The following is a 12,263-nucleotide window of genomic DNA, read 5'->3' as shown; positions in this document are numbered from 1 at the left end:
CGTTTACTGTAAATAACAATAAAACAATTTAACAACACAACACACAACAACAAATTAAACAACTAATGGCTGTAGATTTATTACTTGGATTACAATGGGGAGATGAAGGAAAAGGTAAAATTGTAGACGTACTTACATCAAATTACGATATTATTGCGCGTTTTCAAGGAGGTCCAAATGCTGGGCATACTTTAATCTTTGACGGATTTAAACATGTTTTACACACAATTCCTTCAGGAATTTTTCATAAAACAGCATTAAATGTTGTTGGTAATGGTGTTGTAATTGATCCTGTTATTTTTCAAAAAGAATTAGAAAATTTAGACAAACACAATATAGATTACACATCTAAATTATTAATTTCAAGAAAAGCACATTTAATTTTACCAACACACAGATTACTTGATGCAGCTTCAGAAACTTCTAAAGGAAAAGCAAAAATTGGTTCTACTTTAAAAGGAATTGGCCCAACATATATGGACAAAACTGGTAGAAACGGTATGCGTGTTGGAGATTTAGAATTAGAAAACTGGAAAGAAAAATACGATGCTTTAACTGCAAAGCATATTAAAATGTTAGAATTCTTTGATGTTCAAATTGAATATGACTTAAAAGAATTAGAAACAGAGTTTTGCAAAGGAATCGATAAATTAAAAACATTACAATTTATTGATAGCGAAGAGTTTTTAAATCAAGCTATAAAAGATAAAAAAACAATTTTGGCAGAAGGAGCTCAAGGTTCTTTATTAGATATTGACTTTGGTACATATCCTTTTGTAACTTCATCTAACACAACAGCAGCAGGTGCTTGTACAGGTTTAGGAGTTGCTCCAAACAGAATTGGAGATGTATTCGGAATTTTTAAAGCTTACACAACTAGAGTTGGTTCTGGACCTTTTCCTACTGAATTATTTGATAAAGATGGAGAAGATATGGCTAGAATTGGTCATGAATTTGGAGCTACAACTGGTAGACCAAGAAGATGTGGTTGGTTAGATTTAGTTGCGTTAAAATACGCTGTAGATGTAAACGGAGTTACACAATTAATGATGATGAAAGGTGATGTTTTATCTGGATTTGATACATTAAAAGTTTGTACATCTTATAACTATAAAGGAAAAGAAATTTCTCACTTACCTTATAATATTGAACCAGAAAATGTTTCTGTAAATTATTCTGAATTTAAAGGTTGGGAAGAAGATTTAACAAAAATGACTTCTGCTGAGCAATTACCACAGAATTTATTGGACTATGTTGCTTTTATTGAAAAGGAAACTGGAGTTCCAGTATCAATCGTTTCGGTTGGTCCAGACAGAAAACAAACTATCAATAGATAGATTTATATAAAGTTTAAGACTTTGGCATATTCTTTTCATTATTTTTGTTCCACTTTAAAACAAAACTTTTGAAAAGAATATTTCTTTTTTTAGCACTATTTATTACTGCTTACACTTTTTCTCAGCAAAAGAGAATAAATTACACTGCAAAAATTCAATCTGCAGATGAAGACAAGTATCCTGGAGCAATTATATTAATAGGTAATGTACACATGATACACGAAGGTGTAACATTAGATTCTCAAAAAGCACTTTACTACAGAGATAAAAACCTTTTTAAAGCTTTAGGTGAAGTTATAATAGAACAAGGAGATTCTATTATTCAATATAGCGACTACGCAGATTATAACGGTAATACAAAACAAGCTGTTTCTTGGGGAAATGTAGAAATGAATGACCCAACAATGAAACTAAAAACTGATACGCTTCATTTTGATAGAATAAATCAGAAACTTTTTTACAAAACTGGTGGAACTATCCAGGACAAAACAAATACCTTAAAAAGTATTGGAGGAACCTATTTACTTAGAAATAAAAAGTTTATTGCTAAATCTAACGTAACAGTTACAAATCCGGAAAACAATCTAGAATCAAATCATTTAGAGTATTATACAAACACAGGAATTGCATATTTATACGGACCTTCAACAGTAACAAATAACAAAAACAAGAATAAATTATACAGCGAAAGAGGTTTTTACAACACAAAAACAGATGTTTCTTATTTTGTAAAAAACGCAAAATTGTTTTTAAAAGAAAGAACCATAGAAGGAGATAGTTTGTATTATGACAAACGTAAAGGGTTTGCCTCAGCTACAAATAACATTATAGTTATAGACACCGTAAAAAACTTTGTTATTAAAGGAAACTATGCCGAAATATTTGAAGAAAAAGACTCGCTTTTTATTATAGACAAAGCAGTAGCAATCTCTGTTTTAGAAAAAGATTCTTTGTACATGCACGGAGATAAAATTTTAGTAACAGGTAAACCAGAAAACAGAATTGTAAGAACATTTAATAATGTAAAAATTTTTAAATCTGATTTACAAGGTAAGTGCGATTCTATACACACAAATCAAACAACAGGTTTAACAAGAATGTTTAGAGAACCTGTACTTTGGTCTGGGAAACAACAAATTACAGGAGACACTATTCATTTAGTTTCTAATTTAGAAACCAATAAACTAGACTCTTTAAAGGTGTTAAATAATGCATTAATAATTCAGAAAGATTCCTTAGCTGAAGATGATTTCAACCAAATAAAAGGTAGAAATATTTATGGTAAATTTATTGAAAACGAAATAAGAACTTTATGGGTAAAAGGAAATGCTGAAGTAATTAACTTTAATAGAAACGAGAAAACGCTAAAGTTAGAAACTATAACTAAACAAATTTGTAGCGATATTGAATTCGATCTGCTAAACAATGAAATACAAAGTATTAAATGCTTTAAAGAAACGGAAGGAAAAACCTACCCTCCGCTAGATTATCCAAAAGAAGAGAGAAAACTCAAAGGCTTTATCTGGAGAGAAAAAGAGCAACCAAAGGTTATGCAAGATATTTTTACCAAAGATGAAAAAACTGAGGTAAAAGAAAATATTGATGTACAAAATGCAAAATTAAATTTTGCAAGAGAAAACGCAACTAAGAAAAAAAAGAGAGCTTCCGATAGAAAGAGTACTCCTAAAGTTTTAAAGAAAGGTTTATAATGAAATCAGACTTTTACAAATATCAAGCACAAACTACTCCTCACCCACTTGCTTTAGAAATTTCAAAGGCAAAAGGAAGTTATATTTATGACTCGAAAGGTAAAAAGTATTTAGATTTTGTTGCTGGAGTTTCCGCAAACAGTTTAGGGCACAGTCATCCTAAAGTTGTTAATGCTGTAAAAGAGCAATTAGAAACTTACGATCATGTAATGGTTTATGGAGAATTTATTCAGCAACCACAATTACAACTTTGTAAAGCCCTAGCAAAAACATTACCTAAAAACCTACAATCTATATATTTAACAAATTCAGGTACAGAAGCTACAGAAGGCGCTTTAAAATTAGCTAAAAGATTTACGGAACGTAGCGAAATAATCTCTGCAAAGAACGCATATCACGGTAATACACAAGGTGCAATGAGTGTTTGTGGTGCTGAGGAACAAAACAGTGCTTTTAGGCCATTAATTCCAGGTGTTAAGTTTATTGAATTTAACAATGTTCTTGATATTAAAAAAATAACAACCAAAACTGCAGCAGTAATATTAGAAACAATTCAAGGTGGCGCAGGTTTTATTGAACCCAAAGATAATTATTTACAGAAAATAAAACAACGCTGCACAGAAGTGGGTGCTTTATTAATTTTAGATGAAATACAAACTGGAATTGGACGTACAGGTAAATTTTGGGGATTTGAAAATTACAATGTAATACCAGATATTATTATTGCTGGTAAAGGTTTAGGTGGCGGAATGCCAATTGGCGCTTTTATTTCATCAATAGAAATAATGGATATTCTAAAAGATAATCCCAAACTAGGTCATATAACAACCTTTGGTGGTCATCCTGTAATTGCTGCCGCAGGTTTAGCTACAGTAAATGAAATAGTTACTTCTTCATTAATAAATGAAACTATAAGGAAAGAAGAATTAATTAGAAAACATTTAAAGCATCCTTCAATAAAAGAAATAAGAGGAAAAGGTTTAATGTTAGCTTTAATTTTAGAAACTCCAGAAATTACATCTGAAGTAATTCTAGATTGTTTAGATAAAGGATTGATATTATTTTGGCTCCTTTTTGAGAAAAATGCAATTAGAATCACACCTCCTTTAAATGTTTCTGATAAAGAATTAATAGAAGGATGTACGATATTAATTAATATCATTAATCAAAAAAACTTGACTAACAAGTTATAGCGGATTGAATATTAAAACCTGTAAATCAACTGTTTAAAAATGGTTATATAAACTAAAAATTTAACATAACACTAAAGTAATTCTTTAAATATTATTAAAACACACCACAAAATAAGAAAAATATAATTATATTTGTTTCATAAATTAGAGTTAGGGGGCTAATTTATGAATTCTTAAATCGGTTACTGTTTTTACAGAAACCGATTTTTTTTATTAGCTTTAGCATCATAAACTCCTTTTATGTCTAAAACTATAACACGTATTTTCGATTTTGCTTATAATCAACTAAGAAATTGCCCTCAAGAAAAATGCTACAACTACAAAGTTAATAACGAATGGAAATCTATTTCTACTGAAGAATTAATTCACTCTGCAAATAAAGTAAGTAGTTCTTTATTAAAATTAGGAGTAAAACCAAACGATAAAATAGCTGTAATTACAGAACATAATAATCCTAATTGGCATATTTTAGATGTTGGTATCTTACAAATCGGAGCGCAAAATGTTCCTTTATATGCAACACTTTCCGAAAAGGATTACGAATACATCTTAAATCATTCTGACGCACAATATTGTTTTGTTTCCAACAACGATTTATATAACAAAGTAAAATCCATAGAAAGCAAAACACAACTTAAAGGTATTTTCTCTTTAGAAGAATTAGAAATGGACCACAGTTTTACTAACTTCTTAGAAATTGGAACCACTAAAGATTATACATCTGAAATAGAAATATTAAAAGACAATGTAAAACCAAACGATTTAGCTACAATTATTTACACTTCTGGAACAACAGGAACTCCTAAAGGCGTAATGCTTAGTCATAATAATATTGTTTTTACTGTTTTTAAAACTGCAAAAGCATTTAACTTAAATTCTTCTAAAAAACGTGTTTTAAGCTACTTACCTATTTGTCATATTTATGAACGTACCGCTTCATATTATAATTTATACAAAGGGTTTGAAGTTTATTTTGCAGAAAGTTTAGAAAAAATTGGAGACAATATCAGAGAAATAAAACCTCATTTTTTAGCAGTTGTTCCAAGATTATTAGAAAAAATATTTGATAAAATTGTAGATAAAGGAAGTAATTTAAAAGGCTTAAAAAAGCAATTATTCTTTTGGGCTTTAGCACTTGCTGAAAAATATGAACCCTATTACAAAAACGGAAATTGGTATCATTTTAAACTTAAAATAGCTAATAAAATTATTTTTTCTAAATGGAGAGAAGCTTTAGGAAACAACTTAGAGTTCATGGTATCTGGAAGTGCTCCTTTACAACAAAGATTAATTAGAGTATTTACAGCTGCAGGAATTCCTGTTTTTGAAGGTTACGGAATGACAGAGTCTTCACCAGGAGGAACAGTAAATGACCTAAGAAACAATAATCTAAAAATTGGATCTGTAGGTAAACCATTAGAAGGTGTAGAAATTAAAATTGCTGAAGACGGTGAAATTTTAATGAAAGGAGAAAACGTAATGTTAGGCTACTATAAAAATGAAGCGTTAACAAATAGAACAATAATTAACGGTTATTTACACACTGGAGATATTGGCGTATTAGACAACGAAGGTTTTTTAACAATAACAGACCGTAAAAAAGAAATATTTAAAACCTCTGGAGGAAAATATATTGCTCCTGCAGCATTAGAAAGCGAGTTTAAACAATCTCGATTTATAGAACAAATTATGGTTATTGGTGAAGGAGAAAAAATGCCAGCAGCATTAATACAAGTTCAGTTTGAATTTATTGCAGATTGGGCTAAAAGACACAATCATAAAATTATAGACATTACTTCTGATAAAAAAATAATAGAAAGAATACAAGAAGAAGTAGATTTTTACAATAAAAAGTTTGGAAAATGGGAACAAATAAAACGTTTCGAAATTACTCCAGAACAATGGACTATAGAAAATGAATGCCTCACTCCTACTATGAAAATGAAAAGAAAGGTAATTAAAGAAAAATACAAAAAACTATATCAAAAAATATATAATTCTTAATTTTAAACCTATAAATTTTCTATTTGTTAAATCAATGTAATTTTACTACTTTGCAGTTCTTCAAAACAGAAATTTATGGCAATAGAAATTACACGCATTTTTGATTTTCCTTATTATCAACTAGAAAAATACAATCTAGATAAAGCATTAACAACAAAATACAATGGTAAATGGATTTCTACTTCATCACAGGAATATGTAGACCAAGCTAATGCAATTAGTAGAGGATTATTAAAATTAGGAATAAAACCTAACGATAAAATTGCTGTAATTTCTTCTACTAACAGAACTGAGTGGAACATTTGCGATATAGGTATATTACAAGTTGGAGCGCAAAATGTACCAATTTACCCTACAATTTCTAAAGAAGATTACGAGTATGTTTTAAATCATTCTGAAGCAACTTATTGCTTTGTTTCTGATTCAACAATACTTGAAAAACTGAATCAAATTAAAGGAAATACAAGCTTAAAAGAAATTTTTACTTTTGATGACATTGCTGGAGAAAAAAACTGGAATGAAGTTTTAGAACTTGGTAAAGACACTAGTAATCAAGAAGAAGTTGAAGCTAGAAAAAATGAAGTAACACCAAACGATTTAGCTACTTTAATTTATACCTCTGGTACAACAGGAAGACCAAAAGGAGTTATGTTATCTCACGGAAATATTGTTTCCAACGTGTTAGCCAGTGACGATCCAGTTCCATTAGAATACGGTAAAGACAAAGCTTTAAGCTTTTTACCAGTTTGTCATGTATTTGAAAGAATGATTCTGTATTTATATCAATTTTGTGGAGCAGAAATTTATTTTGCTGAAGGAATTGATAAATTAACCGAAAATGCACAAGAAATTAAGCCCGATGTTATGACGGCTGTACCGCGTTTATATGAAAAGATATACGACAAAATAATCTTAAAAGGTGAAGACTTAACAGGAATAAAAAAGAAATTATTTTTCTGGGCAGTAAACTTAGGATTACGTTATGAGCCATACGGACAAAACGGTTGGTGGTATGAAAAACAATTAGGTTTAGCACGCAAACTTATATTTTCTAAATGGCAAGACGCTTTGGGCGGAAAATTAAAATTAATGGTTTCTGGTAGCGCTGCATTACAACCTCGTTTAACACGTATTTTTGCAGCCGCAGGAATGCCTATAATGGAAGGTTATGGATTAACCGAAACCTCTCCTGTAACGTCTGTAAATTTTATTGAATATGGAGGCAAAAAAGGCTTTAGAGTTGGAACCGTAGGTAAAGTTATTGAAGGTGTTGAAGTTAAAATTGCAGAGAATGGAGAGATTTTAATAAAAGGACCAAATGTAATGCAAGGCTATTACAAAGATCCAGAAAAAACTGCTGAAGTTATTAAAGACGGCTACTTTCACTCAGGAGATAAAGGAGAAATTGATGCAGATGGCTTTTTAAAGATTACCGGAAGAACTAAAGAAATGTTTAAAACTTCTGGAGGAAAATATGTTGTACCACCTTTATTAGAAGGAGAATTAAAACAATCTATGTTTGTTGAACAAGTTATGGTTGTTGGAGAAGGAGAAAAAATGCCAGCAGCATTAATTCAACCAAATTTTGAGTATTTAAAAGAATGGGCTAAAGAAAATAATATTAGCTACACTTCTAATAAAGACTTAATTGCAAACGAAAAAGTAGTAGAAGAGTTTACTAAAGCTGTTAAATTATGTAATAGCTGTTTTGGTAAATGGGAACAGATTAAAGTTTTTAAATTAACACCAGACGAGTGGACATTAGAAGCTGGACATCTTACACCAACAATGAAAATGAAACGTACAGTTATTAAAAAGATTTATAACGATTTGTACGAAGAAATTTATAGAGGATAAAATACAGACTCGTAACGAAAGTTACGAGTTTTCTATTCCAATATTTTAGCCTATTTCTAAATTTGTAATTAAACAAAACACATTCTTTAAAAGTTATCATTATGGGATAACGACTATAAAACTTACTATATAATACGTTGGCATTAATTAAAAACTAACATTGGAAAAAGACGAAAAAGAAATAATATTTGAATACTTGTGGAAAACTATCAACTTCTTTTATGGTGTTTTGATTATAGCGTCAATATTTGTTGGAATAAGAACTTTACTTTATTTTTTAGGCAGAATACCCGAAGAAAAAACGAGTTTAAGTGGAACTTTAATTGTGGTCGCTTTTATCATAATTTATATAATACTTCGAAATTTGGCAAAACCATATTTTGAAAAAAAAATTAATGAAAGAAAGTAAAAATTTAAAATGGAAAAATTACAAGTTGAACAAACTGGAGAATTAATAAGCGAGAAATGTTGGAAATTAAGCGCATTTTTATTAGCTGAATATGACTTCCAAAAAATGGTTCATCCATACAATGAATATTGGTGTAAGTTTGGAACTGACTTTAAAGACTCTTTTCAAAAAACTTTCTTCAAAGAATTAATAGAATTAGCTGGACTAATTAGAGCTATTTTAGATATGCATAGTTTAAATGCAGAAAATTATGGTTTAGTTGGAAAAATAAAATATGAAAATAAGGAAATTAAAAACCTTAACTATAGAGAATCTTGTAACAAAATTATTCACGCCGAATATTATTCAATTGATTTTGAAGAAACAGATACTCATCCATTGGAAAATGGGAAAAATAAATATAATGATTCTGAATTTTCTAATTATAAAAATCCGAAAATAATTACTGAAGGAATTTACCATAACAAAAAATGGAAAGTTGAATTCGAATTTATCAAATTTATAAATGAAACATTAAACATTCTGAATTAAAACTAATGCCAACACCTTGTATAAAAAATTGCTAAATTAGTACTTAATTAAAGGTTGTTGCATTTCTGTCAACTCCTATTTTCCTGCGGAAAATAGCCGTCAACTTAAAACGCAACTTTCCATACAAAAACACGTTAGGCACAATTTAAAAAAACGGTGTAACTACTAAAGAAAACTGTAACAATTAGCATATTGATTAGTCTTTTAAATAAAAAACACTTAATGAACTATTTTAAACATTTGAACTTTGTCATTTTATTATTTGCCTTTACTTTTTACGGATGTTCAAATTCAACTGAAAACAAACCAAAAGAACAATCTCTTTTTGTAATCAAGAATGTGAATATAATTCCAATGACAATTGAAAATAATCTCATTGAAAATGCAACAGTAGTAATAAAAAATAAAAAAATCCTGTCTATCAATGAAACTATTCCTAATAATGCAAAAATTATAGACGGAACTGGAAAATGGTTAATTCCTGGTCTCGTTGATATGCACGTTCACACAAATGCAGATTTAAATTTCAGAGAAAACGCACCAACTCAAGGAGCTACATTTTTTATGGACACACAAGATGTTATGACAACATATATAGCTAATGGTGTCACTACTATATTTGAACTTGAAGGTAGAGTTGAACACTTTGGGCAAAGGAATGAGATTGCAAAAGGAAAAGTTATTGGTCCAAGAATGGCAATAGCAGCATTGATAAATGGTGGAAACCCAAATAATAGTGGAAGAATTGTAAATACAGCTTCAGATGCAAGACAGGTAGTCCGAAGTATAAAAGCTGAAGGTTACAACTTTGTCAAAGTCTACTCTAAGTTGAATATTGAATCTTTCGAAACCATTATCGACGAATCAAAAAAACAAGGGCTCAAGGTTGTTGGACATATTCCAGATGCGTTTAAAGGTCAAACAGAAAAAGCTTTTGTACCAAATTTTGGTTTAGTTGCTCACGCAGAGGAATTTTCTAAACAAATAAGAAATCAGACCAAGACAAAAAAAGATGCTCAATATTTCGCTCAATTATCAAAAGAAAATGATACGTGGCTAATCCCTAATTTAATAGCTATCGTCAAGATAAGAGACCAAGTTCAATCGCTCGATTCAATTCGACTAATGGAGACATTAAAGTATGTACATCCACTTTTACAAGATAAATGGTTAACATCGAACAATTACAATAAACATTCAAGTTCAGAATTTATTGATTATTTAGATAGCTTAATTACATTTCATAAAGGAATGGTTGTAGCATTTAAAGAAGCAGGAGTACCAATGGTAGCAGGAACCGATGCAGGAGTTTCTGGCATAGTAACAGGTTTCTCACTTCACGACGAACTAGAATTATTAGTCGATGCAGGTCTAACAAATGAAGAAGCTTTATTTTCAGCAACACGATTACCTGCTGAATGGTTAGAAATCGAAAACAATATCGGAACTATAGAAATAAACAAATATGCAGACCTAATTTTGTTAGATGCAAATCCACTTGAAGACATTAAAAACACAAGAACTATTAATGGAGTTTTTGTTAACGGAACTTGGCTCGATAAAGAACAAATTGAGAAAATGCTTTCAAATTTGGAAAAATGGAATTTGTCAAATAAGGAAAAGTATAAATGGAAAGATAGAAGAAAATATTGACATAAAAACTGTGCCTAACACCGTATAAAATTAATTGCTAGTTTTTGCCTATTTACGAAAGTCCTCGCGGACTTTCTATCTGTGATTTATTTGCTAACTTTAGTGCATAAACACGAAACAAACACACTCAAGAAGGATTGCAAATATTTGATAAAACTCGATAATAAAATGAAATTAAGAGATGAATTACTTCCAAATGCTTCTGAAGAAAGAATTAGTAAAGTTCTCTCTAAAATTAAAGAGATTGAAACTCATTTAAACAATACCAATAAAGTAAGTAAATTAATTGATAAACTAAATGAATTTAGTTACAGAGACTATAACAAAGAGTATTTTCAAAACTTTAGAAAATATGAAAAAATAGAAGATTTAGCTAGAGATATTGCTCAAATACCACCTAAAAAGACAAATATTACAGATGATGAACTAACTGAGGTTATCAATCGAATTAGAAATAATGATATAAACTCTCATTTTTACTATCAAATAATTGATGTAAATATTAATTATGGTGCTGCTAGTGAAATTATTGATTTTCCTGAAAATCAAGGTTTAAAAAACTCTGAAGATATTGCTCATTTTATTAAGTACTTTAGATAATAATAAATGTATACTTAATAAAATACCAAATCTAAAAAGATTTTAAAAATTGATTCATTTTAAAATTCAAACAGAAAAACTTTAGCCAACAACGTATAAAAATAATACTTAATTTAGTGCTTAATTAAAAGTCCGTGCGTTTTTGTAACTCTGATTTTTCTTCGTAAAATCCTCACATACAAAAACGCAACTTTTCATAAACAAACATGTTGTATTTAATAGTACTCAAATGAAAAATAACTATCTAATTTTAATATTTATTATAATCTCCTTAAAAATGTTTTCTCAAAAAAAATGTAGTGAAGAAGTTCAATTAGCTATTGAGAATGATAATCTGGAATTGGTTCAAAAATTGATTGAAAAAGGAGAGGATATTAATTGTATTGTAGAAAGAGAACAAACCCTATTAATGAAAGCTATTCAAAGTGGAAAAGAAAAAATTTCACTTTACTTAATTGAACAAAATGCAGACATTAACAAAGTTGATGACGATAATATTAATGCTTTTTTTAAAACTAGTTATTTTGGACTTACAAGTGTAGCAAAAGCCCTGATTAACAAAGGAATGGGTATTAATCAAAGAGGTTATAAAGAAATGACAATATTGATGATGGCAGCAAATAGAAATCAATTTGACTTGGTAAAGTTTCTTGTTGAGAGTAAAGCAAATATAAATTTACAATGTGACAATGGATATAGTGCTTTAACATATACGAGTAGCCCAAAGATTTTGTCATATTTACTATCTAAAAAAGCCAATGTTAATCTAAAAAATTTTGAAGGTTTAAATGCTCTTGAGCAATACAAATCAACCCTTAAAGATCTTAAAAGTTATGGAACTGAAGATGAAATAAAAAATATCAGAGAGATTATTAAAATACTGAAGAACAAAAAACAATAAATGCAAAATTATCGTTTATTTCAGTACTATTTTTCATATACAAACATCTAGAAAATAAAAGTATTTCTT

10 protein-coding genes are annotated in these 12,263 nt (G+C 29.3%); all 10 read left to right on the top strand.

Annotated elements, in window-relative coordinates; all coding sequences use genetic code 11:
* Positions 1 to 65: 65 nt before the first annotated feature.
* The 10 genes from L1S33_RS06610 (at position 66) to L1S33_RS06565 (ending at position 12,194) form a co-directional block, all read left to right on the top strand.
* Positions 66 to 1,337: an adenylosuccinate synthase gene (locus tag L1S33_RS06610; protein WP_240552209.1), complete on the top strand. Its 1,272-nt coding sequence runs from the start codon at positions 66 to 68 to the stop codon at positions 1,335 to 1,337.
* Between the two features lie 68 nt (positions 1,338 to 1,405).
* On the top strand, positions 1,406 to 3,046 hold the full coding sequence (locus tag L1S33_RS06605; protein WP_240561751.1) for an OstA-like protein: 1,641 nt from the start codon (positions 1,406 to 1,408) through the stop codon (positions 3,044 to 3,046).
* On the top strand, positions 3,046 to 4,239 hold the full coding sequence (locus L1S33_RS06600; protein WP_240561750.1) for an aspartate aminotransferase family protein: 1,194 nt from the start codon (positions 3,046 to 3,048) through the stop codon (positions 4,237 to 4,239). Before L1S33_RS06605 ends, L1S33_RS06600 begins: the two co-directional genes overlap by 1 nt.
* A 240-nt stretch (positions 4,240 to 4,479) precedes the next feature.
* Positions 4,480 to 6,243: an AMP-dependent synthetase/ligase gene (locus tag L1S33_RS06595; RefSeq protein WP_240561749.1), complete on the top strand. Its 1,764-nt coding sequence runs from the start codon at positions 4,480 to 4,482 to the stop codon at positions 6,241 to 6,243.
* Positions 6,244 to 6,318: 75 nt separating this feature from the next.
* A complete protein-coding gene (locus L1S33_RS06590) occupies positions 6,319 to 8,100 on the top strand; it encodes an AMP-dependent synthetase/ligase (protein WP_240552205.1) in 1,782 nt (593 codons plus the stop codon).
* Between the two features lie 160 nt (positions 8,101 to 8,260).
* Positions 8,261 to 8,509 carry a hypothetical protein gene (locus tag L1S33_RS06585; RefSeq protein ID WP_240561748.1) on the top strand — a complete coding sequence of 83 codons (249 nt, stop codon included), beginning with the start codon at positions 8,261 to 8,263 and terminating at the stop codon, positions 8,507 to 8,509.
* A gap of 9 nt (positions 8,510 to 8,518) precedes the next feature.
* A complete protein-coding gene (locus tag L1S33_RS06580; RefSeq protein WP_240561747.1) occupies positions 8,519 to 9,040 on the top strand; it encodes a hypothetical protein in 522 nt (173 codons plus the stop codon).
* A 222-nt stretch (positions 9,041 to 9,262) separates the two neighbouring features.
* Positions 9,263 to 10,693, top strand: a complete 1,431-nt coding sequence (locus tag L1S33_RS06575; RefSeq protein ID WP_240561746.1) for an amidohydrolase family protein — start codon at positions 9,263 to 9,265, stop codon at positions 10,691 to 10,693.
* A gap of 168 nt (positions 10,694 to 10,861) precedes the next feature.
* On the top strand, positions 10,862 to 11,293 hold the full coding sequence (locus L1S33_RS06570; RefSeq protein WP_240561745.1) for a hypothetical protein: 432 nt from the start codon (positions 10,862 to 10,864) through the stop codon (positions 11,291 to 11,293).
* A 277-nt stretch (positions 11,294 to 11,570) separates the two neighbouring features.
* Entirely contained in the window at positions 11,571 to 12,194 is a 624-nt protein-coding gene (locus L1S33_RS06565) for an ankyrin repeat domain-containing protein (RefSeq protein ID WP_240561744.1), read from the top strand.
* Positions 12,195 to 12,263 lie beyond the last annotated feature (69 nt).

Source organism: Tenacibaculum aquimarinum (assembly GCF_022478115.1).
Lineage (GTDB): Bacteria > Bacteroidota > Bacteroidia > Flavobacteriales > Flavobacteriaceae > Polaribacter > Polaribacter aquimarinum_A.
The sequence above is the reverse complement of the archived record's forward strand: the minus strand, read 5'-3'. Positions and strand labels throughout refer to the sequence as shown.

Bases quoted from the DNA above. Each gene is read 5' to 3' on its own strand.
- L1S33_RS06590 (WP_240552205.1), top strand. From the start codon at position 6,319: ATGGCAATAGAAATTACACGCATTTTTGATTTTCCTTATTATCAACTA.
- L1S33_RS06595 (WP_240561749.1), top strand. From the start codon at position 4,480: ATGTCTAAAACTATAACACGTATTTTCGATTTTGCTTATAATCAACTA.
- L1S33_RS06565 (WP_240561744.1), top strand. From the start codon at position 11,571: ATGTTTTCTCAAAAAAAATGTAGTGAAGAAGTTCAATTAGCTATTGAG.
- L1S33_RS06580 (WP_240561747.1), top strand. From the start codon at position 8,519: ATGGAAAAATTACAAGTTGAACAAACTGGAGAATTAATAAGCGAGAAA.
- L1S33_RS06575 (WP_240561746.1), top strand. From the start codon at position 9,263: ATGAACTATTTTAAACATTTGAACTTTGTCATTTTATTATTTGCCTTT.
- L1S33_RS06610 (WP_240552209.1), top strand. From the start codon at position 66: ATGGCTGTAGATTTATTACTTGGATTACAATGGGGAGATGAAGGAAAA.
- L1S33_RS06600 (WP_240561750.1), top strand. From the start codon at position 3,046: ATGAAATCAGACTTTTACAAATATCAAGCACAAACTACTCCTCACCCA.
- L1S33_RS06570 (WP_240561745.1), top strand. From the start codon at position 10,862: ATGAAATTAAGAGATGAATTACTTCCAAATGCTTCTGAAGAAAGAATT.